Raw genomic sequence first — 20,119 nt, forward strand, 5'->3', positions numbered from 1 at the left:
GGAGAAGCTGACCTCGGTTCCGTCAGGCGCGTCGATGTCGCGCGCCGCCTGCGTTTTCGGCGTTTTTCGAAGGTTGGTTTTCATGGACGATCTGTTGCGCGAGTTCCTGACGGAGAGCAGCGAGAGCCTGGATACGGTCGACAACCAGCTGGTGCAGTTCGAGCAGGATCCGAACAACGCAAAGATCCTGGATAATATCTTCCGCCTTGTGCACACCATCAAGGGGACCTGCGGCTTCCTCGGACTGCCGCGGCTGGAAGCGCTGGCGCATGCCGGCGAGACCTTGATGGGCAAATTCCGCGACGGCATGCCGGTGAAGGCCGAAGCCGTGACGCTGATCCTGTCCTCGATCGACCGCATCAAGGAGATTCTGGCCGGGCTCGAGGCAACCGAAGCCGAGCCTGAAGGCAATGACCGCGACCTGATCGATCAGCTCGAGGCCATGGTCGATCGCGGCATGGCCGCAATGGCGGCTGCTGATGTCGCCGAAGAAGATGTGCCGGTGGTCGACGCCCCGTCGGTGCAGGCGGCAATGACCGAAGGCACGCTGGTGGTGCAGACGCTGGAGCGCCCCTTGCGTCCGGGCGAGGTCTCGCTCGACGAGCTCGAGCGCGCCTTCCGCGAGACCGAGACCGAAGTGACTGCACCCGCATCGGCGCCGGTTGCCAAGCCGGTGGCCGCGGCACCTGTCGCCGAGCCCGCGGAAGCCGCAAAGAAGCCGGCCCGCAAGGCGGCCGCCGAGACCGACGTCCAGGAAGGCGACAAGATCGCCAACCAGTCGATCCGGGTCAATGTCGACACCCTCGAACATTTGATGACCATGGTCTCCGAGCTGGTCTTGACCCGCAACCAGCTGCTGGAGATTAGCAGGCGCAACGAGGACACCGAGTTCAAGGTGCCGCTGCAGCGGCTCTCCAACGTCACCGCCGAGCTGCAGGAGGGCGTCATGAAGACGCGGATGCAGCCGATCGGCAATGCCTGGCAGAAGCTGCCGCGCATCGTCCGCGACCTCTCCGGCGAACTCGGCAAGCAGATCGAGCTGGAGATGCACGGCGCCGACACCGAGCTCGACCGCCAGGTGCTCGACCTGATCAAGGATCCGCTGACGCACATGGTGCGCAACTCCGCCGACCATGGGCTGGAGACCACCGCCGAGCGCCTCGCCGCCGGCAAGCCGGAGCAGGGCACCATTCGCCTCTCCGCCTATCACGAAGGCGGCCACATCATCATCTGCATCGCCGACAATGGCAGAGGCCTCAACACCGAGCGGATCAAGGCCAAGGCGCTCCAGAACGGCCTCGTCACCGAGGCCGAGCTCGAGAAGATGACCGAAGCCCAGATCCACAAGTTCATCTTCGCGCCGGGCTTCTCGACCGCAGCGCAGGTGACCTCGGTGTCCGGCCGCGGCGTCGGCATGGACGTGGTGCGCACCAATATCGACCAGATCGGCGGCACCATCGACATCAAGAGCGTGGCCGGCGAGGGCGCCAGTGTCACCATCAAGATTCCGCTGACGCTTGCGATCGTCTCCGCGCTGATCGTCGAAGCCGGCGGCGACCGTTTTGCCATCCCGCAGCTGTCCGTGGTCGAGCTGGTGCGGGCCCGCGCCAACTCCGAGCACCGCATCGAGCGGATCAAGGACACCGCAGTCTTGCGCCTGCGCAACAAGCTCTTGCCGCTGATCCATCTCAAGAAGCTCCTGAAGATCGACGACGGCGCCACCACGTCAGATGCCGAGAACGGCTTCATCGTGGTCACGCAAGTCGGCAGCCAGACCTTCGGCATCGTGGTCGACGGCGTGTTCCACACCGAGGAGATCGTGGTCAAGCCGATGTCGACCAAGCTGCGGCACATCGACATGTTCTCCGGGAACACCATTTTGGGCGATGGCGCCGTGATCATGATCATCGACCCCAACGGGATTGCCAAGGCGCTCGGCGCCTCCGGCTCCTCGGCCCATGACATGGCCGACGACAGCGCCAATGCCCATGCCGCAAGCGGCGAGCAGCTGACTTCGTTGCTGGTGTTCCGCGCCGGCTCCAGCCAGCCCAAGGCGGTGCCGCTCGGCCTCGTCACGCGCCTGGAGGAGATCGCAACCGACAAGATCGAGCTCAGCAACGGCCGCTACATGGTGCAGTACCGCGAGCAGCTGATGCCGCTGGTGCAGATGGCCGGGGTCGAGGTGCAAAGCCAGGGCGCGCAGCCGATCCTGGTGTTCGCCGATGACGGCCGCTCGATGGGGCTCGTGGTCGACGAGATCATCGACATCGTCGAGGAGCGGCTCAATATCGAGGTCGCCGGCTCCCAGGACGGCATTCTGGGCTCGGCGGTGATCAAGGGCCAGGCCACCGAGGTGATCGACGTCGGCCACTTCCTGCCGATGGCGTTCGCCGACTGGTTCTCGCGCAAGGAGATGCGCCCGTCGGCGTCGGCACAGTCGGTGCTGCTGGTCGACGACTCGGCGTTCTTCCGCAACATGCTGGCGCCGGTCTTGAAGGCTGCCGGCTACAAGGTCAGGACCGCGCCGAATGCGCAGGAGGGCCTTGCCGCGCTGCGCTCGGGGCAGGCCTTCGACGTCGTGCTGACCGACATCGAGATGCCCGAGATGAACGGTTTCGAGTTCGCCGAGAACATCCGATCTGACCACAATCTGAACCAGCTGCCGATCATCGCGCTGTCGGCGATGGTGTCTCCGGCGGCGATCGAGCGCGGCCGGCAGGCCGGCTTCCACGACTACGTGGCAAAATTCGACCGTCCCGGGCTGATCGCGGCGCTGAAAGAGCAGACCGCCGAGATGCGGCGGGCCGCGTAATCGGACTTGGCTTGAAGGAACACAAAGTGATGACCAGCAAGACCGAGACAACTGAAGGCGCGGTCGCCGAATACGTCACCGCCGTGATCGGCGGCCAGCTGTTCGGGCTGCCGATCTCGCGCGTCCAGGACGTGTTCATGCCGGAGCGGCTGACGCGGGTGCCGCTGTCGTCCAGCGAGATCGCCGGCGTGCTCAACCTGCGCGGCCGCATCGTCACCGTGGTCGACATGCGCGCCCGGCTCGGGCTGCCGAAGGCCGATGACGGCCAGCCGCCGATGGCGGTCGGGGTCGACCAGCGCGGCGAATCCTATGGCCTGCTGATCGACCAGATCGGCGAGGTGCTGCGGCTGCCCGACGACAGCCGCGAGGACAATCCGGTCAACCTCGATCCCCGCATGGCCAAGCTCGCCGGCGGCGTCCACCGTCTCGACGGCCAGCTCATGGTCGTCCTCGATGTCGATCGCGTGCTCGAACTGGTGCCCGACGCCAAGGCGGCGTGAGCAGAACTGAAGAACTGAAACATCCCACCGGGGATGAGGAAGAGGTCGCAGATGAGAACCTGTCTTGTAGTCGATGACTCAAGCGTCATTCGCAAGGTCGCCCGCCGCATCCTGGAAGGACTCGATTTCACGATCGTCGAGGCCGAGGACGGCGCCAAGGCGCTCGAAGCCTGCAAGCGCGCGATGCCCGAAGCCGTGCTGCTCGACTGGAACATGCCCGTCATGGACGGCTACGAGTTTCTCGGCAATCTCCGCCGCATGCCCGGTGGCGATCAGCCCAAGGTCGTGTTCTGCACCACCGAGAATGACGTCGCGCATATCGCCCGCGCGCTGCATGCCGGTGCCAACGAATACATCATGAAGCCGTTCGACCGGGACATCGTCACCGCGAAGTTCCAGGAAGTCGGGCTCATTTAGGTTTCTGTTCGATCCGGCGGCAGATGCCTTCGGCTCAACGGTTGTTGTGCGTCGTGTTGCGTCGCTGGTGAAGTCATGAGTGTTGCGTTGACAAGTTCTGCGGTCCCGACCTCGACCCGTACCGACAAGGTGCGGGTGATGGTGGTCGACGATTCCGTGGTGATCCGCGGGATGATCTCGCGCTGGATCGGTGCCGAGCCCGACATGGAGGTCGTGGCCTCGCTGCGCACCGGCCTCGACGCCGTCAACCAGCTCGAACGCATCAATCCCGATGTCGCGGTGCTCGACATCGAGATGCCCGATCTCGACGGCATCTCGGCGCTGCCGCAGCTGCTCGCGAAGAAGCGCGATCTCGTCATCATCATGGCCTCCACGCTGACCCGCCGCAACGCGGAGATCAGCCTGAAGGCATTGTCGCTCGGCGCAGCCGATTACATTCCAAAGCCGGAGAGCACGCGCGAGGCTACCGCCGCGGAAATCTTCCGCCACGACCTGATCCAGAAGATCCGGCATCTCGGCGCCAAGGCGCGCCGCAGCACCGCGCACACCACGGCAAGCCCACCGCTCGCGCCCGGTCACGACAAGGTGCGCACGGTGGCGCCCGCGGCTCCGCATCTCGCACCGGCTCCGATCGCGCGCCGTTCGTTCGGCCTGCTGGCACCGAAGGTGCTGCTGATCGGCTCTTCGACCGGCGGCCCGCAGGCGCTGATGTCGCTGGTCGCGGAGATCGGTCCGGTGATCGACCGCGTCCCGGTGCTGATCACCCAGCACATGCCGCCGACCTTCACCACCATTCTTGCCGAGCATCTGGCGCGCGCCAGCAAGCGGCCGGCGCATGAGGCAATCGACGGCGAGAGCATCAAGCCGGGCCGGATCTATCTGGCGCCGGGCGGACGGCACATGCGCATCGCGCGCCACGGCATCGATGCGGTGATCGCGCTCGACGACGGGCCGCCGGTCAATTTCTGCAAGCCCGCGGTCGATCCGATGTTCACCTCCGCGATCGATGTCTGGCAGGGCAGCATCATGTCGGTGATCCTGACCGGCATGGGCTCCGACGGCATGCGCGGCGGCAAGGACATCGTCGCCGCCGGCGGCAGCGTGATTGCGCAGGACGAAGCGACCAGCGTGGTCTGGGGCATGCCGGGTGCTGCGGTCAATGCCGGCATCTGCGCCGCGGTGCTGCCGCTCAATCAGATCGCACCGAAGCTTGTTCGCGTGTTTGCGGGAGACCGTTCGTGACGCCGCTGGACTATGAGTATCTGCGTAGGCTGCTGAAAGAGCGTTCCGGCCTCGATCTGTCCGCCGACAAGCAATATCTCGTCGAAAGCCGCCTGCTGCCCCTGGCGCGCCGGTCGAACCTCGCCGGCATTGCCGAGCTCGTGCAGCGGCTGAAGGGCGGCGCCGAGGCGCTGACGTCTGACGTGGTCGAAGCGATGACCACCAACGAGACCTTCTTCTTTCGCGACAAGATCCCGTTCGACCATCTGAAGGACGCCGTGCTGCCGGCACTTGCGCAGGCCCGCGCCGCGCGCCGCAGCCTTCGCATCTGGTGCGCGGCGTCGTCGACCGGGCAGGAGCCCTATTCGATCGCGATGCTGCTGAAGGAAATGACCGCGCTGTTCGCCGGCTGGCGCATCGAGATCGTCGCCACCGACCTGTCGCAGGCGGTGCTGGAAAAGTCCAAGGCCGGCCTGTTCAGCCAGTTCGAGGTGCAGCGCGGCCTGCCGATCCAGCTGCTGGTGAAGTACTTCGTGCAGCAGGGCGAGCACTGGCAGCTCAACGCCGACATCCGCGGCATGGTGCAGCATCGCCAGCTCAACCTGCTTGGCGATCTCTCGCATCTCGGCACCTTCGACGTGATCTTCTGCCGCAATGTGCTGATCTATTTCGATCAGCGCACCAAGGCCGCGATCTTCGGCAAGATCGCACGAATGCTCGAGCCCGACGGCGTGCTGGCGCTCGGCGCGGCGGAATCGGTGGTCGGCATCACGACCCTGTTCAAGCCCTATCCCGACCGGCGCGGGCTCTATCAGCCGAGCATCGTCCCGGTCGCGCGCGCCGGTGCCGCGGTTCATGCGCTGAAGGCGGTCGCGTCTGCGGCGCGCTAGCCCCATCTTCCGACCTACGAGCCCGGTGCTGTCTGCTCCGTCATCTTGAGGAGCGCGCACTTGCGCGCGTCTCGAAGGATCGACGGCCACCAGCCGGGCCGTGCATCCTTCGAGACGCCGCTTCGCGGCTCCTCAGGATGACGGTGAAAAAGCTGCCTTCGTTTCCACGAACACGAATCACAAAATCGCGTGCGGCAGGAAGCGCGAGGCGTTGCCGGTGATCGGGTTCTCGTCTTCGCGGATCGAGAGCCCGCACGGCGTGTGGTCGACCAGCCAGCTGCCGAGCACGGGATACTGGCCGGAAAAATTCGGCAGCGGCGCCAGCGCCTGGCGGATGAAGCCTTCAGCGCCGTAGGGACCTTGCTCCGCGACCAGCGTGAGGCCGGCGCTGACCAGCTCGACGTTGGCGCCCTCGCGCGAATAGATCGGCTTGCGCACGAACGAGCTGCCGAGCTGCGCGGCCTGCGGGTCGTCCTCGAAATAGGCCGGCAGCAAATTGGGGTGGTTCGGGAACATCTCCCATAACAGCGGCAGGATGCCCTTGTTGGACAGGATCGCCTTCCACGGCGGCTCGATCCACTGCGTCGGTGCGGTCGATAGATTCTTGCCGAACGCGTCGTGAAACATCCACTCCCACGGATAGAGCTTGAACGCGAGCCTGATCGGGATCTCGTCGAGATCGACGAACTGATTGTCGCTGCGTAGCCCGATCTGTTCGATGTCGAGCAGGGTGGTCTTCAGCCCGGCCTGCGCCGCGGTGTCCTCGAGATAGGCGAGCGTGCCGGCGTCCTCGGCGTTGCCGGTCAGGCCGGTGAGATGCAGCGGATGGTTGGCGCCGATCGTCTTCCAGGTCTCGATCAGCCGCTCGTGGATCGAGTTGAACTGGTCGGCGCGCTTCGGGATGATGTGGCGTTCGATCGCCTGTTCGAGCCAGGTCCATTGAAACACCGCGGCCTCGAAGATCGAGGTCGGCGTGTCGGCATTGTATTCGAGCAGCTTGGCCGGGCCGCTGCCGCTGAATTTGAGGTCGAGCCGGCCGTACAGGCTCGGGTCCTTGCGGCGCCAGCTCGCCGCGATCAGATCCCAATACGCCTCCGGTATCTTCAGCCGGCGCAGATATTGTTCATCCTTGACCGCGCGTCCGGCGAGCTCGAGGCACATCGCATCGATCTCGCCGGTCGGAGCCTCGATGTCGCGCTCGATCTCGTCGAGCGTGAAGGCGTAATAGGCGCGCTCGTCCCAGTAACGTTCGCCGTCGATGGTGTGGAAGGTGAAGCCGGCGTTTTCGGCGGAGGCCTGCCAATCGTCGCGTTCGGGGCATGCGATGCGTTGCATGAGGGGACCGTGATGTTTGTCAGCTTCGCATCAGCCGCCACCGAAGCCGAACGCATGCGCGAACGAGCCGAAGCCGCCGCGGCTCACCGACGAGCTTGACGACGAGCTCGACGAGGATGACGCGCCGCTCGACGAGGAGCCGCCGCTGTAGAAGCTGCTGCGTGACGAACTGCTGCCGCCGCCGCCCGACCCGGATGATGAACTGCGCGGCGCGCAATCGGCACCGGGTTGCGGCGGCACCGGCGCGGTGACCCCCGGTGCGGTCACGCCGGGCGGCGCCGGCTGCACGGGTTGGCAATTCTGCCGCGGCATCAGCGCATAGGCGCTGCCGCCGACCGCAAGCGTGCCCATGATCAGCAGCGCGACATGGTTGGAGCGCTTGGACGGCTGATCCGGCCGCGGCGCCACCGCCGGCACGACCGGCCGCCGCTTGCCGAATTCCGGGTTGGGTTTGCGCGCCATGCTTCGGCTCAACGGCTCAGTAGATCATGCAGGCCGCGTTCAGCGCGCCCGCCGCCAGCGAGGACAGCCCGAGCCAGATCGCCGCCGCCATTTCGCCGGAGGCGATCCGCGCCGACAGGTTCGGCACCGGGATCTTCACGATGTAATAGACGATGATCTGCACGATCAGCGCGATGATGCTCCAGATCAGGCAGTCGATCACGTTGGCCGAGTGGGCGATGGCGCTGACCACCGGCAGCACGAAGCCGAGCAGGCTGAGGCCCAGCGCGATCGCCGCCGCGGAATCATTGTCGCGGATCAGCTGGAATTCGTCGTGCGGGGTAACGCGCGTGTAGACGAACAAATAGGCGACCACGGCGATCAGCGCCGTGCAGAAATAGACCAGGAACGCCGGCAGGCCGGCGAGGGATTGCAGGATCATGTGATGCGCCCGAATTGCCCTAGATCGCCATCCTATAGCTGATTGGTCGCGGTTCGCGAAGCTTCGGTTCGATGTGACCTGTGGGCTCCGGTGGCGAGCCACGGAAAAATTGCTGCGCGGCGGTGTGAGCCGCTTCACAGCGGCCGCTGCGATGGTCGTCTATACGATATGCAACCAGAAGTTCATGTCGCGAATGGGCACGGTGATCGCCATGACGACCAGCTTCGGCAACGACATCCTCCCGATGTTTCGACCGGGCGACATCGCCTGCATGGCGGCGAAGGGCGTTCGGATCAGCGACGCCGACTGGATGGGCGACCCGGCCGGCAATGACGACTTTGCCGATCACGCCAATGCACGCCGCGTCTTCGCCGCGCTGTCGTCCGGCTTCATGCCGCCAGGTCACCGCTGGTCGCAGGACCAGCTCGATATCTATGCGAGCTGGATAGGGGACGGATTCCAACCTTGAGCCCCAACCTTTCTTGAACGCCAGCCTTTCTTGAACCCCAAGCTTTTTTGAACCGGATGTGGAGAGCAAGATGAGAAGGTCGATCGACACGCTGCTCGTCTGTGGTCTGTTGCTGCTTCCCGCGCTGCCGGCCGCGGCGCAATCGCCGCCGAACCCGGCGATGACCGCGCCGGACCAGGTCGCCTGGCAGCTGTTCATCCAGGCCAACACCCGTGCCGGCGGCAGCAATTCGACATTCGAGACCTGGGCGAGCGACACCGATCTGTTCCAGCCCAATCCGCAGTTTCCGGCAGCCGCGACGCCGCTGGTGCTGCGCCCGCCGATCCTGCCGCAGGTGGCGCGCGAAGGCGTGCAGCAGAGCGGCGGCCTGCTGCCGGCGCTGCCGCCCGGCGCCGGGCAGGGCCAGATGGAGGAGACCCGTCACAACAAGCCGACCTTCGACTTCATCGTGCAGAACAACCTCTACAAGCTGTCGGGCGTGAAGGCCGCGTTCGGCAAGGCGCTGTCGTTCCCGGTCGATTCCATCGAGGTGAAGGGCAATTGGGTGCCGGTCAGCGACATCCCGCAATTCACCAACAACAAGGTGACGGCGGCGCAGGTGCCGCAGCTCTATCACGTCAACAGCGCGGCCGGCGTGCAATACGCGCTGGTCTCGATGCATGTGATCAGCAAGCAGGTGCCGAACTGGACCTGGGCGACATTCGAGCATCGCTTCAATCCGGGCCGCTGCGACATCATCGGCTGTCGCGACAGTTTCGGCGCGCAGACCGCGTTCGTGCCGTCGAACCGCACCGCCGGTCAGGGCTATCCGGATTGCGCGAAGACATCAGCGCTGACGGCGATGTTGTCGGGCGCGGACATCGATCCCGTCTACGGCAATTACTGCCTGAAGGGTTCGCAGGCCGACTTCGTCGACAATGTCGGGCTCGACATCAGGCTCGGCAATTCCGTCACCGAGGACGGTTTCGTCGCCACCTCGTCCTGCATCACCTGCCACGGCCGGGCGGCCTTCAAGGCGGACGGCACGCCATCGTCGCAGGCCGGCTTCCTGTCGTTCGGCCCCAACGGCCCGGTCGCGCCGCTCGGGCCGCTGCTGCCGGAATGGTACTGGAAGTTCTCGGGCCAGCCGCCGATCTTCGAAGGCAAGCCCGGCCTCACGCGGATCGCGACCGCGGCGGACTTCGTCTGGTCGATCCCGTTCTGCGCCTATGACGATACGCAGACACCCGCACAGCCGAGCCCGTGCGCGGGCAAGTGAGGCCGCACCGATGGCGGGCTCGCGCGAACACAGGATTCCGCTGGCCGGCAGCAACCGCGCTGCGCCTGACGGTGCGACGCTGGTCGGCGATGTCGATCCCGATGAACCGATCTCGATCGTGGTCTATGTGAAGCGGCGCACGCCGGACGCGTTTCAGCCCGGCAGCGCCGGTGACCTCGCCCGGCTCGCCAAGCCGGTCACCCGGCGCCAGCTTGCGACGCAGCGCCATCGCAGCCATGCCCCCGCGATCGCCCGCATCGTGCGGCTGGCGAAAGCGCGGAGGCTGATTGTCGGCCGCAGCGATCCGGTCGCGCGCACGGTCGAACTGCAAGGCACCGCGCGGCAGATGGCCGAGATCTTCGGCGCGACGCTTCGGATTTATCGCGACGGCACGCGCGAGTTCCGTGCGCGCGTCGGCGGCCTGACCGTGCCTGCCGAGATCGCGCCATGGACCCGCGCCATCCTCGGCTTCGATCAGCGGCCGCTGCGGTCGCTGCGGGCCAGAGCGCCGCTGGCGCGGGCCCAGGCCGACCCCGGCGGCGGCGACGGGCTGTGGCCGACCGACATCGCGGCCCGCTACGGCATTCCGCTGGATCGCGACGTGTCGTCGATCTGCGTCGGCATCGTCGCCCTCGGCGGCGGCTATCTCGAGAGTGACCTCGCGATGGCGCTGGCCGGCATGAACAGGCAGCCGCCCGATGTCGTCAACGTGCCGCAGGCCGGCAATGGCGGTCTCGGCAGCAACGATGTCGCCGATCAGGAGCTCGCGCTCGATCTCCAGGTGCTCGCCGGGCTGCTGCCGAAGGCCAGGATCGTGGTCTACTTCGCCGAGAACTCCGCCGCCGGCCTCACCGACGCGATCCATCGGGCGGTGTTCGACGACGTGCACGCGCCGCAGGTGATCTCGGTGAGCTGGGGCAGCGCCGAGAAATTCTGGACCGCGCCGGGGCGCGACGCGATGCAGGCCGTGCTGGCCGATGCGGCGCGCTTGCGCGTCAGCGTGCTGTTCGCCAGCGGCGATCAGCTCGCGACCAGCGGCCTGACCGACGGCAAGCTCCATGTCTGGTTTCCCGCCTCGAGCCCCTATGCGACGAGCTGCGGCGGCACGCAGCCCGGGCTTGCCCAAGGTGCAGCGTCGGGCGCGGCGGAGGCGGTCTGGAATGCCGGCGCGATCGGCACCGGCGGCGGCATCAGCGACGCCTATCCCGTCCCCGACTATCAGTCGCATCTGACGCTGCCGATGTCGCAGAACGACGGCGCCGTCAGGCGCGGCGTCCCGGATGTCGCTTGCGCCGCCGCGGCGAATCCGGGCTATCGCATCATCGTCAACGGACAGGCGATGGCGATGAGCGGGACCAGCGCCGCGACACCGCTATGGGCGGCCCTGGTCGCAATCGCGGTCGCCGCGCGCGGCGCGCAGATCGGCATGCTCAATTCGGCGCTTTATGCCAACCCCGGCGCTTTCCGTGCGGTCCAGCAAGGCAACAACCGCGTCGGCGGCAAGGGTTACGATGCCGGTCCCGGCTGGAGCGCCTGCACCGGGCTCGGCGTTCCCAGGGGGGCGGATCTGGTTTCCGTCCTGAGCGCGATCCCGGTGGCATGACATCGCCACAAACAAAAACCCCGCCATTTGCGGCGGGGCTGAGGAGGTTTGCTGTAGAAAGCGTCAGGCGGGAATGCGCTCGTCGGCCTCGTGCGGCTCGCGCAGCACGTAGCCGCGGCCCCACACGGTCTCGATGAAGTTGCGGCCCTCGGAGGCGTTGGCGAGCTTCTTGCGGAGCTTGCAGATGAAGACGTCGATGATCTTCAGCTCCGGCTCATCCATGCCGCCGTAGAGGTGATTGAGGAACATTTCCTTGGTGAGCGTGGTGCCCTTGCGGAGCGAGAGCAGCTCCAGCATCTGGTATTCCTTGCCGGTGAGGTGCACGCGCTGGCCGCCGACCTCGACCGTCTTGGTGTCGAGATTGACCACGAGATCGCCGGTCTGGATCACCGACTGGGCGTGCCCCTTGGAGCGGCGCACGATCGCGTGGATGCGGGCAACCAGCTCGTCCTTGTGGAAGGGCTTGGTCATGTAGTCGTCGGCGCCGACGCCGAGACCCTTGACCTTATCCTCGATGCCGGCGAGGCCCGAGAGGATCAGAATGGGGGTCTTGATCTTCGAGACCCGGAGCTGCTTGAGCACGTCGTAGCCGGACATGTCGGGCAGGTTGAGGTCGAGCAGGATGATGTCGTAGTCGTAAAGCTTGCCGAGATCGACGCCTTCTTCACCGAGGTCCGTCGTATAGACGTTGAAACTCTCGGATTTGAGCATCAATTCGATCGACTGCGCGACGGCGCTATCATCTTCAATTAGCAAAACGCGCATGCCAGTCCCCTATAGTCGCCGCTCCGGGCGTCAGGTCGGCCGCACTTGCGGCACTCACAAAACGCCTTTGAACAACTGATTCGGATCCTGACGAGATATGGTTAACAAAAACTGATTCCTTCACGCAAGCTCTAACCGTGCAATTTTTGTCGAATCGCCCTAAGATATTGCGTAGAAGAAGCTTTTCCTAACCGTGCCCGTTCAGATTCCACATTAAGAGCCGGGCCTAACCGACTCTCGCGACTCGCCCTTCTTCTGATGGGCAAGCGACCTCAGTCACCAAAGACAGTGACGCAATGATTAATGATGCGGGTAAACACGAAGTTAAGCGGCTGGAGCAAAATCGCGGAAACTTAAGGTTTTCGCAATGAAGGCGCTCGCGGAGCAGATCGGCGACATCGACGGCGTCAATATATATGGCCGCGTGGTCGGCGTCCGCGGCCTCATGGTCGAGATCGCTGGCCCGATTCACGCGATGTCGGTCGGTGCCCGCATCGTGATCGACGTCGGCGCAGGCCGCTTCATCCCGGCCGAGGTGATCGGCTTCTCCGGCGAGAACGCGGTGGTGATGCCGTTCGGCGGGCTCGAGGGCGTCAGGCGCGGTTGCCGCGCCGTGATCGCCAATGCGGCGAGCCAGGTGCGGCCGTCGCCCGCCTGGCTCGGCCGCGTCGTCAACGCGATGGGCGAGCCGATCGACGGCAAGGGCCCGCTGCCGCAGGGCGCCTCGCCGATGTCCTACCGCAACTCGCCGCCGCCGGCGCATTCGCGCAAGCGGGTCGGTCCGCCGCTCGATCTCGGCGTCCGCGGCCTCAACACCTTTCTCACCTGCTGCCGCGGCCAGCGGCTCGGCATCTTCGCCGGAAGCGGCGTCGGCAAGTCGGTGCTGCTGTCGATGCTGGCACGCAATGTCGATGCCGCGATCTCGGTGATCGGGCTGATCGGCGAACGCGGCCGCGAGGTGCAGGAATTCCTCCAGGAGGATCTCGGCGAGGAGGGCCTGGCGCGCTCCGTCGTGGTGGTCGCGACCTCCGACGAGCCGGCGCTGATGCGGCGCCAGGCAGCGTATCTGACGCTCGCCATCGCCGAGTATTTCCGCGACGAGGACCAGGACGTGCTGTGCCTGATGGACTCGGTGACGCGCTTTGCGATGGCGCAGCGCGAGATCGGGCTCTCGGCCGGCGAGCCGCCGACCGCCAAAGGCTACACGCCGACCGTGTTCACCGAATTGCCGAAACTCCTGGAGCGGGCGGGGCCGGGCACCGGCAACGGCACCATCACCGCGATCTTCACGGTGCTGGTCGACGGCGACGATCACAATGAGCCGATCGCCGACGCGGTGCGCGGCATCCTCGACGGCCATATCGTGATGCAGCGGGCGATCGCCGAGCGCGGCCGCTACCCCGCGGTCAACATCCTCAAGTCGGTCTCGCGCACCATGCCGAAATCGGCCGATCCCAACTTCCTGCCCTTCATCAACAAGGCGCGGCAGGTGATGGCGACCTACTCCGACATGGAGGAACTGATCCGGCTCGGCGCCTACCGGCCGGGTTCCAGCCCCGAGGTCGACGAGGCGATCCGGCTGCATGAGCCGCTCGAGGCCTATCTGCGCCAGGCCAAGGAGGAGGCGACCAGCCTCGGCGACGGCTACCGGCAACTCGCTCAAATCCTGTCGGGTTTGGAAACGGAACGCTAACTTTGTCAGGCCATCATCTCCGGACCATAGCTATGCCGGCGGGGCCCAGCGGGGAGCCGGCTCTGTCCCGCGTTCAGATTTGGGACTTCTGGGGAGTATGAGTCGATGAAGTCACGTGAAACGCTGATCCGCCTGAAGAAATTTCAGGTCGATGAAAAGCGCCGCCGGGTTACCCAGATCGAGGGCATGATCGCCGACTTCCAGCGCATGTCCATCGAACTCGAGCGCGAGATCCAGACCGAGCAGGAGCGCGCCGGGATCAACGACCCCACGCACTTCGCCTATCCCACCTATGCCAAGGCCGCGATCCAGCGCCGGGAAAACCTGACCCGCTCGGCCGACGAACTGCGCGCCCAGCTCGACGACGCCAAGGCGCTGTTGTCGGAGGCGTTCGAGGAATTGAAGAAGGTCGAACTGCTCGACGAGCGCGACCAGGCGCGCGAACGTGCGGAGGAGAGCGCCCGCGAGCAAGCCGACATGGATTCGATCGGCCTGATGCGGGCCCGTCTCGGCGTCATCGCCTGAAGTCTCGCTCCCTCCGCTGACCAGATTTGCGAGCCCGGGCCGATCGCCCGGGCTTTTTGCTGGGCACTGTCCACAAGCCGGCCGCCTCTCAGCCACTTGTCAGCACTCGTCAGCGCACTTGGCGGATGGCGGTGTCCCAAAATATGCTACCACCGGTCCAGACCATGATCGGCAGCGCGGGTGGCAAGGAAGCGATGGGGGATGCAGGCTTGGGGGCGGGCTTGGGGGGCGCAAGATGCTGACGCCGGCTGAGCTGGTCTGGCTGATCGCCGCCGTCGCCAAGGGCGATGAGGCCGCCTTCGAGCGGCTGTACGTCGCCACCCGCGCGAAACTCTTCGGTGTCGTGCTCCGTATCTTGCGGCGACAGGACCTCGCCGAGGAGGTCATTCAGGAGGCTTACGTCAAGATCTGGAACAGCGCCGGGCAGTTCAATCCGGCGCTGTCTTCCCCGATCACGTGGATGACGTCGATCGCGCGCAATCGGGCCATCGACGTGGTGCGCAAGCGCGGCGAAACCTCGCTGGAGGACGAGCCGGCTGCGACGGAGGTTGCCGCCGACTCGCCCGATCCGCTGGCGCGGCGTGAGATGACGGAAGAGTTGAAGCGATTGCTGGAGTGCGTCGGTCGTTTGGAGCCGGATCGTCAGAAGCTCGTGCTGCTCGCCTATTACAACGGCTGGAGCCGCGAGCAACTCGCCGCAAAGTTCGAGACGCCGGTGAACACGGTGAAGACTTGGCTGCGCCGCAGCCTGATGGATATCCGGGAGTGTCTTGGACTCTGATTGATGGCCATTAGCGAAGACCATATCGCGCTCGCCGCGGAATATGCGCTCGGTACGCTCGATGCCGATGAGCGCACCCGGGTCGAGACCATGATGGCCGTCGACAGCGAATTCGCCGCGCTGGTGCAGGCCTGGGAATTCAGGCTGGGGCCGCTGAACCAGATGGTCGGCCTGGTCGAGCCGCGTCCGGTGGTCTGGGAGAACATCAAGACGGCGATCGGCCATGCCGGCGCGCCGCAGGCGCCGCTGGTGCTGCCGGAGACGCCGGCCGCGACGACAGCGCCGCCGCTTGCCGACGATCCCGAATTCGGCTCTGCGTTCGATCCGGAGCCGTCTCGGCCGTCAGAAATCCCGCAGCCGGCCGAGATCCGGCGGCCACCGGTCCAGCCGCGTTTTGGCGTCAACGACGGCACCAACATGATCGCGCTGGCGGGCCGCGTGAGGCGCTGGCGCGGTATCGCGTCGGCGGCGACCGCGATCGCGGCGGCACTGCTGGTGACGCTTGGCCTGCAGATCTACAAGCCCGACGCGTTGCCGAATGCGATCCGGCCGAAGCCGCGGATCCAGACCGTGGAAGTGAAGACGCCGGCGCCGGCACTCACGCCTTCGGCGCAATATGTCGCGCTGCTGCAGGGGCCGAATGGCGGGCCTGCCTTCATCATGACCATCGACGGCGCGACCAAGAACTTTACCGTCCGCAAGGTCGGCGCCACCGCCGAGCCCGGCAAGAGCTTTGAGCTCTGGCTGATCTCCGACAAGCTGCCGCAGCCGCGCTCGCTCGGCGTGATCGGCGCCGATGAGTTCACCGCGCGGCCGGTGCTGTCGGGCTACGACCCCGACGTGGTCAACGGCGCGACCTACGCGGTGACGGTGGAACAGGCCGGCGGTTCGCCGAACGGCCAGCCGACCTCGGCGCCGATCTTCACCGGCAAGCTGATCGAGACCGTGCCGGGCGGGACGAACACGCCGCCCCGGTAGGCGTTGCCGCTCCCTCATGCGCGGCCGTGGGCATTGGCTATTCGTTGTCATTGCGAGCGAAGCGAAGCAATCCATGGTCACCCAGCACGCGGAACGATGGATTGCTTCGCTACGCTCGCAATGACGTGGAGAGAGCTGTGCGCGCCGTCAGTCGGCACCGGCGTTGAACCCACCATCCGCACAAAAAAGAAAACGCCCGTGGGGAGCGGGCGTTTTCGATAGTCAACTTGGGGGTAGTTGGGGGTCTTAAATATCCACGTAGCGACTTTGGGGGGCTGTAAAGAACACCACGTGAATTCGTGAAACTCTCCTGTTAGCGGACCAGCGACGTGCCCGAACTCGTGATCGCGACCGGCTTACCGGCCTTCATCACACGTGCGGTCTGGGTGTAACCCTCGTCCGACGAATTGTGCGCCGAGATGCCGAAACCAGCGACCAGGATACCGGCGACCAAGGCCACGACCACAATCTTCAGGTGCGTCGTACGATCAGCGCTGTAGATCGAGTGGTTCATGGAAGTCTCCTGCCGCCTTCCTGCTCTCAGTAAATCTGTCGGTCTGGTCTGTTGCCCGGTTCAACGTCTCGTGCCTCGCTAACGTAGGATTTGCCGATTCCGTTCCCTAGAGGCCATCACAAGGGCGTGATGAGACGTGATCGGTCGCGATCAAAAATGACGCTTTGGTAATCCTGGATCGAACTAAAGCTTTGTAATATCAGTAGCTTGGTCTGACGCTGGAATGTTGCATTCCAGATGGGGCCGATCCGGTCCGTTCCACATAAATCAGTTGCCTGTGGCGAGAAAACACAGACGAAAACGCAAATGATTTGCGGCCGCTAGAGCGTTCCGATCCGATCAGAACGCACGCTCTACACGCTGCCGACGGTCTTCAGCCGGGCCCGGGGATGGATCTCGGCCTGCGACAGGACGGTGGTCTGCGAGCGGAACCGTTCCACCAGTGAGCGAACGAACGGCCGGATCGCGGCCGATGTCACCAGCACCGGCGCCTCGCCTTCGCGCGCCGCCTGCTCGAAGGCATTGCGCACCGCGGTCATGAACTCCGACAGTTTCGAGGGCTGCATCGCCAGGCTGCGGTCGTCGCCCTGGCCCACGATCGACTCCGCGAATGCCTGCTCCCAGCGCGCCGACAGCGCGATCAGCGGCAGATAGCCGTTCGGCGAGGTGTTCTGGGCGCAGATCTGCCGCGCCAGCCGGGCGCGGACATGCTCGACCATGGTGGCCGGGTTGCGCGAGAACGCCAGCGCATCGGCGATGCCCTCGAGGATGGTCGAAAGGTCGCGGATCGAGATCCGTTCGGCGAGCAGCAATTGCAGCACGCGCTGGATACCTGACACCGTAACCTGGCTCGGCACGATGTCCTTGATCAGCTCGCCTTGCTCCTTCGGCAGGTCCTTCAGGAGCTTCTGCACCTCGCCATAGGACAACAGATCCGCCATGTTGGTCTTGAGCAGCTCGGTCAGATGGGTCGACAGCACGGTGGCGGCATCGACCACGGTGTAGCCCTTCAGCGCGGCCTCTTCCTTCAGGCCGGCGTCGACCCAGGTCGCGGGCAGGCCGAAGGTAGGCTCCATGGTGTGGATGCCGGGGAGCTGCACCTGGTTGCCGGCCGGGTCCATGACCATGAACTGGCTCGGCCAGATCTTACCGGTGCCGGCGTCGACTTCCTTGATCTTGATGACGTAGCTGTTGGCCTCGAGCTGGACGTTGTCGAGGATGCGCACCGCCGGCATCACAAAACCCATCTCGATCGCAAGCGAGCGGCGCAGCGCCTTGATCTGCTCGGTGAGGCGGTCGGTGCCGTCGGGACCGTTGACCAGCGGCAGCAGCGCGTAGCCGAGCTCGATCTTGAGGTCGTCGATCTTCAGCGCGGCGGCGATCGGCTCCTCCGCGGCGGCAGCGGCGGCGGCCGCGGCCGCAGCCGGTGCAGCCGCTGCCGCTGTTTCGGCCGCCTTCGCCGCCCGCTTCTGGTTGCGCGCGTTCCAGGCCAACACCGCGGCGCCGGAGCCGAGCGCGAGGAACGGCAGCGTCGGAATGCCCGGCAGCAGCGCCAGCACCAGCATGACGCCAGCCGACATGCCGAGCGCCTGCGGATAGCCGGAGAGCTGGCGCATCAGCGCCTTGTCGGCGGCGCCGGTGATGCCGGCCTTGGAGACCAACAGGCCGGCCGCGGTCGAGACGATCAGCGCCGGCACCTGGGTGACGAGGCCGTCGCCGACCGTCAGCACGGTGTAGGTGCGGGCGGCTTCGCTGAAGGAGAGGCCCTGCTGGGCGACGCCGATGATGATGCCGCCGACGATGTTGATGCCGACGATCAGGAGGCCGGCGATGGCGTCGCCGCGGACGAATTTCGAGGCACCGTCCATCGCGCCGAAGAAGCCGCTCTCGTCCTCCAGCGCCTTGCGGCGCTCCTTGGCGGCCTTCTCGTCGATCAGGCCGGCGGACAGGTCGGCGTCGATCGCCATCTGCTTGCCGGGCATCGAGTCCAATTGGAAGCGCGCCGCGACTTCGGCGATGCGGCCCGAACCCTTGGTGATGACCACGAAGTTCACGATCACCAGGATCGCGAACACGATGATGCCGATCACGAAGTTGCCGCCCATCACGAAATTGCCGAACGCCTCGATGACGTGGCCGGCAGCAGCCGTGCCCTCGTGGCCATGGCTCAGGATCAGCCGGGTCGAGGCCATGTTCAGCGACAGCCGCAGCATGGTCGAGATCAGCAGGATGGTCGGGAACGAGGAGAATTCCAGCGGCGCCTGGATGAACAGCGAGGTCATCAGGATCAGGATCGAGACCGTGATCGAGACCGCCAGGAAGAGGTCGAGCACGATCGAAGGCAGCGGCAGGATCAGCACCACCAGGATGGTGAGGACGCCGAGTGCCAGCGCGAGGTCGCCGCGCTTGAGGATGTCGCCGATCTCGCCGAGGCTCGGCAATCCGCTCTTGCCTGCCGTGCCCTGACCCGCCGTGACGTCGACCATGGTAGCCGCTCTCCCCCGCGACTGGCGGCCGCGGCCGCCAAGCGTCTGCGCGACGGCCGCAGGGCCGCCGTTCCGAAAGTGAGGCACCGCGCTGGCGTTCACGGGGATCTCCGCCCGTTAGACGCGTTCGACGACACTCGACTTCACTCGGCAATTCTTGCCGGGTGTATGGTTAGCAAAGGGTTAATAAGTGCCGTGGAAGGGCCGCGCCGGACGTCGCAGGCGTTCGAGCAGGGGATTGGCCTAAGGATTCCCGGCCGGAAAGGGCGGGGCGGACCGTCCGGCTGTTCCGGGGCGGGATCGCGGCCTATCTCAGCACACCGAGCACCGCGCCCGACGCGGCGATCAGGCCGAGCGTGATGACGCTGGCGCGCCACAGCAATTGCCGCCGGGCGTCGCGCCGGTCGTGGAAGGCCAGCCAGTCGTGGACAAAGCCCGCAGGGATATCGAACACCACGGCCGACTTGTTGGGACGGTGCGTCTCATGCTCGCAATACATCGTCCGAACGACCGGCACGCCCAGCCATTCGAGCTCGCAATGCTACTCCCAGGCATGCTTGCCGTTGGTCCAGCGATTTTCAAAAGGGATCACGTGTGATTCCATGACGAGCCTCCTGGCCCACCCTTGAACCTCACACGGCAAGTCTAGCTCAATTTCACGAGCGGTGCGAGATCGGCGGTGGCCGTCTCGGTCCGGTCATGATGGCGCTAGTTGGCGGACGGCATCCATTTGCGCCAATGCGTCGGCTGGATGTCGGGATGCTTGCTGCCGGCATGGTCGACCCACGCGGCGCCGTCGCGGTGGCAGGGGAACATCAGCGCATGCACCATGCCATCATAGTCGAGGACACAGACCTCGAGCTCCCGGTCCGATGGCGCCGACGCAACGGGCAACCACTCTGCTGACGACGAATGCATGATGACCCTCCGACAGTTAAGCGCTTCGATCCTGATACCTTGCGAGCTGCGCGCCATCCGGCGGGATGATA

20 protein-coding genes are annotated in these 20,119 nt (G+C 65.6%); 12 read left to right on the forward strand and 8 right to left on the reverse strand.

What is annotated here, in order from left to right; genetic code table 11:
- Nucleotides 1-82 precede the first annotated feature (82 nt).
- The 5 genes from ACVINW_RS20760 (at nucleotide 83) to ACVINW_RS20780 (ending at nucleotide 5,840) form a co-directional block, all read left to right on the forward strand.
- The gene (locus tag ACVINW_RS20760) at nucleotides 83-2,812 is read left to right on the forward strand and encodes a hybrid sensor histidine kinase/response regulator (RefSeq protein ID WP_456752996.1); all 2,730 of its coding nucleotides are present in this window, start codon (nucleotides 83-85) and stop codon (nucleotides 2,810-2,812) included.
- Nucleotides 2,813-2,841: 29 nt separating this feature from the next.
- The gene (locus tag ACVINW_RS20765) at nucleotides 2,842-3,312 is read left to right on the forward strand and encodes a chemotaxis protein CheW (RefSeq protein ID WP_456752997.1); all 471 of its coding nucleotides are present in this window, start codon (nucleotides 2,842-2,844) and stop codon (nucleotides 3,310-3,312) included.
- Nucleotides 3,313-3,363: 51 nt separating this feature from the next.
- On the forward strand, nucleotides 3,364-3,729 hold the full coding sequence (locus ACVINW_RS20770) for a response regulator (protein ID WP_021081912.1): 366 nt from the start codon (nucleotides 3,364-3,366) through the stop codon (nucleotides 3,727-3,729).
- A gap of 75 nt (nucleotides 3,730-3,804) precedes the next feature.
- On the forward strand, nucleotides 3,805-4,971 hold the full coding sequence (locus tag ACVINW_RS20775) for a protein-glutamate methylesterase/protein-glutamine glutaminase (protein ID WP_456752998.1): 1,167 nt from the start codon (nucleotides 3,805-3,807) through the stop codon (nucleotides 4,969-4,971).
- Nucleotides 4,968-5,840, forward strand: coding sequence for a CheR family methyltransferase (locus tag ACVINW_RS20780; protein ID WP_456752999.1), 873 nt, complete (start codon nucleotides 4,968-4,970; stop codon nucleotides 5,838-5,840). Before ACVINW_RS20775 ends, ACVINW_RS20780 begins: the two co-directional genes overlap by 4 nt.
- Before the next feature lie 177 nt (nucleotides 5,841-6,017).
- Here the strand turns inward: ACVINW_RS20780 and ACVINW_RS20785 are convergent, their stop codons facing one another.
- Genes ACVINW_RS20785 through ACVINW_RS20795 form a run of 3 tightly spaced genes read right to left on the reverse strand, consistent with a single transcriptional unit; the run spans nucleotide 6,018 to nucleotide 8,058 of the window.
- Nucleotides 6,018-7,175, reverse strand: coding sequence for a glutathionylspermidine synthase family protein (locus tag ACVINW_RS20785; protein WP_456753000.1), 1,158 nt, complete (start codon nucleotides 7,173-7,175; stop codon nucleotides 6,018-6,020).
- 30 nt (nucleotides 7,176-7,205) lie between these two features.
- Nucleotides 7,206-7,637 carry a hypothetical protein gene (locus ACVINW_RS20790; RefSeq protein WP_456753001.1) on the reverse strand — a complete coding sequence of 144 codons (432 nt, stop codon included), beginning with the start codon at nucleotides 7,635-7,637 and terminating at the stop codon, nucleotides 7,206-7,208.
- A gap of 16 nt (nucleotides 7,638-7,653) precedes the next feature.
- Entirely contained in the window at nucleotides 7,654-8,058 is a 405-nt protein-coding gene (locus tag ACVINW_RS20795; RefSeq protein ID WP_074132099.1) for a DUF350 domain-containing protein, read from the reverse strand.
- 109 nt (nucleotides 8,059-8,167) lie between these two features.
- Here ACVINW_RS20795 and ACVINW_RS20800 point away from each other — a divergent pair, with 109 nt between their 5' ends.
- The 3 genes from ACVINW_RS20800 (at nucleotide 8,168) to ACVINW_RS20810 (ending at nucleotide 11,388) form a co-directional block, all read left to right on the forward strand.
- Nucleotides 8,168-8,527, forward strand: a complete 360-nt coding sequence (locus ACVINW_RS20800) for a hypothetical protein (RefSeq protein WP_456753002.1) — start codon at nucleotides 8,168-8,170, stop codon at nucleotides 8,525-8,527.
- 70 nt (nucleotides 8,528-8,597) lie between these two features.
- Nucleotides 8,598-9,785 carry a hypothetical protein gene (locus ACVINW_RS20805; RefSeq protein ID WP_456753003.1) on the forward strand — a complete coding sequence of 396 codons (1,188 nt, stop codon included), beginning with the start codon at nucleotides 8,598-8,600 and terminating at the stop codon, nucleotides 9,783-9,785.
- Nucleotides 9,786-9,795: 10 nt separating this feature from the next.
- Nucleotides 9,796-11,388 carry a S53 family peptidase gene (locus ACVINW_RS20810; protein ID WP_456753004.1) on the forward strand — a complete coding sequence of 531 codons (1,593 nt, stop codon included), beginning with the start codon at nucleotides 9,796-9,798 and terminating at the stop codon, nucleotides 11,386-11,388.
- Between the two features lie 63 nt (nucleotides 11,389-11,451).
- Here ACVINW_RS20810 and ctrA read toward each other — a convergent pair whose 3' ends face one another.
- Nucleotides 11,452-12,153 carry a response regulator transcription factor CtrA gene (gene ctrA, locus ACVINW_RS20815; protein WP_016848562.1) on the reverse strand — a complete coding sequence of 234 codons (702 nt, stop codon included), beginning with the start codon at nucleotides 12,151-12,153 and terminating at the stop codon, nucleotides 11,452-11,454.
- A gap of 367 nt (nucleotides 12,154-12,520) precedes the next feature.
- Between ctrA and fliI the strand changes: the two genes are divergently transcribed.
- The 4 genes from fliI (at nucleotide 12,521) to ACVINW_RS20835 (ending at nucleotide 16,130) form a co-directional block, all read left to right on the forward strand.
- Complete coding sequence (fliI, locus tag ACVINW_RS20820; RefSeq protein ID WP_456753005.1) at nucleotides 12,521-13,846, forward strand: flagellar protein export ATPase FliI; 1,326 nt, start codon at nucleotides 12,521-12,523, stop codon at nucleotides 13,844-13,846.
- A gap of 105 nt (nucleotides 13,847-13,951) precedes the next feature.
- On the forward strand, nucleotides 13,952-14,371 hold the full coding sequence (gene fliJ / locus ACVINW_RS20825; protein WP_456753006.1) for a flagellar export protein FliJ: 420 nt from the start codon (nucleotides 13,952-13,954) through the stop codon (nucleotides 14,369-14,371).
- 235 nt (nucleotides 14,372-14,606) lie between these two features.
- A complete protein-coding gene (locus ACVINW_RS20830; protein WP_456753007.1) occupies nucleotides 14,607-15,152 on the forward strand; it encodes a sigma-70 family RNA polymerase sigma factor in 546 nt (181 codons plus the stop codon).
- 3 nt (nucleotides 15,153-15,155) lie between these two features.
- A complete protein-coding gene (locus ACVINW_RS20835) occupies nucleotides 15,156-16,130 on the forward strand; it encodes an anti-sigma factor (RefSeq protein WP_456753008.1) in 975 nt (324 codons plus the stop codon).
- A gap of 313 nt (nucleotides 16,131-16,443) precedes the next feature.
- On the opposite strand, the gene ACVINW_RS20840 is transcribed toward ACVINW_RS20835, so the two are convergent.
- From ACVINW_RS20840 to ACVINW_RS20855, 4 genes are all read right to left on the reverse strand, one after another.
- A complete protein-coding gene (locus ACVINW_RS20840) occupies nucleotides 16,444-16,644 on the reverse strand; it encodes a hypothetical protein (protein WP_229188127.1) in 201 nt (66 codons plus the stop codon).
- Between the two features lie 353 nt (nucleotides 16,645-16,997).
- Entirely contained in the window at nucleotides 16,998-19,130 is a 2,133-nt protein-coding gene (gene flhA, locus ACVINW_RS20845; RefSeq protein WP_456753009.1) for a flagellar biosynthesis protein FlhA, read from the reverse strand.
- A gap of 307 nt (nucleotides 19,131-19,437) precedes the next feature.
- Nucleotides 19,438-19,647, reverse strand: coding sequence for a hypothetical protein (locus tag ACVINW_RS20850; protein WP_456753010.1), 210 nt, complete (start codon nucleotides 19,645-19,647; stop codon nucleotides 19,438-19,440).
- Nucleotides 19,648-19,838: 191 nt separating this feature from the next.
- Nucleotides 19,839-20,048 (reverse strand): hypothetical protein, encoded by a 210-nt coding sequence (locus ACVINW_RS20855; RefSeq protein ID WP_456753011.1) that lies wholly within the window; start codon nucleotides 20,046-20,048, stop codon nucleotides 19,839-19,841.
- Between the last annotated feature and the right edge of the window lie 71 nt (nucleotides 20,049-20,119).

This window comes from Bradyrhizobium sp. USDA 4461, assembly GCF_054055655.1.

What these genes read in the sequence shown, in the direction of transcription:
- ACVINW_RS20760 (WP_456752996.1), top strand. Translation starts at nt 83, where the DNA reads ATGGACGATCTGTTGCGCGAGTTCCTGACGGAGAGCAGCGAGAGCCTG.
- ACVINW_RS20765 (WP_456752997.1), top strand. Translation starts at nt 2,842, where the DNA reads ATGACCAGCAAGACCGAGACAACTGAAGGCGCGGTCGCCGAATACGTC.
- ACVINW_RS20770 (WP_021081912.1), top strand. Translation starts at nt 3,364, where the DNA reads ATGAGAACCTGTCTTGTAGTCGATGACTCAAGCGTCATTCGCAAGGTC.
- ACVINW_RS20775 (WP_456752998.1), top strand. Translation starts at nt 3,805, where the DNA reads ATGAGTGTTGCGTTGACAAGTTCTGCGGTCCCGACCTCGACCCGTACC.
- ACVINW_RS20785 (WP_456753000.1), bottom strand. Translation starts at nt 7,175, where the DNA reads ATGCAACGCATCGCATGCCCCGAACGCGACGATTGGCAGGCCTCCGCC.
- ACVINW_RS20790 (WP_456753001.1), bottom strand. Translation starts at nt 7,637, where the DNA reads ATGGCGCGCAAACCCAACCCGGAATTCGGCAAGCGGCGGCCGGTCGTG.
- ACVINW_RS20795 (WP_074132099.1), bottom strand. Translation starts at nt 8,058, where the DNA reads ATGATCCTGCAATCCCTCGCCGGCCTGCCGGCGTTCCTGGTCTATTTC.
- ACVINW_RS20805 (WP_456753003.1), top strand. Translation starts at nt 8,598, where the DNA reads ATGAGAAGGTCGATCGACACGCTGCTCGTCTGTGGTCTGTTGCTGCTT.
- ACVINW_RS20810 (WP_456753004.1), top strand. Translation starts at nt 9,796, where the DNA reads ATGGCGGGCTCGCGCGAACACAGGATTCCGCTGGCCGGCAGCAACCGC.
- ctrA (WP_016848562.1), bottom strand. Translation starts at nt 12,153, where the DNA reads ATGCGCGTTTTGCTAATTGAAGATGATAGCGCCGTCGCGCAGTCGATC.
- fliI (WP_456753005.1), top strand. Translation starts at nt 12,521, where the DNA reads ATGAAGGCGCTCGCGGAGCAGATCGGCGACATCGACGGCGTCAATATA.
- fliJ (WP_456753006.1), top strand. Translation starts at nt 13,952, where the DNA reads ATGAAGTCACGTGAAACGCTGATCCGCCTGAAGAAATTTCAGGTCGAT.
- ACVINW_RS20830 (WP_456753007.1), top strand. Translation starts at nt 14,607, where the DNA reads ATGCTGACGCCGGCTGAGCTGGTCTGGCTGATCGCCGCCGTCGCCAAG.
- ACVINW_RS20835 (WP_456753008.1), top strand. Translation starts at nt 15,156, where the DNA reads ATGGCCATTAGCGAAGACCATATCGCGCTCGCCGCGGAATATGCGCTC.
- ACVINW_RS20840 (WP_229188127.1), bottom strand. Translation starts at nt 16,644, where the DNA reads ATGAACCACTCGATCTACAGCGCTGATCGTACGACGCACCTGAAGATT.
- flhA (WP_456753009.1), bottom strand. Translation starts at nt 19,130, where the DNA reads ATGGTCGACGTCACGGCGGGTCAGGGCACGGCAGGCAAGAGCGGATTG.
- ACVINW_RS20855 (WP_456753011.1), bottom strand. Translation starts at nt 20,048, where the DNA reads ATGCATTCGTCGTCAGCAGAGTGGTTGCCCGTTGCGTCGGCGCCATCG.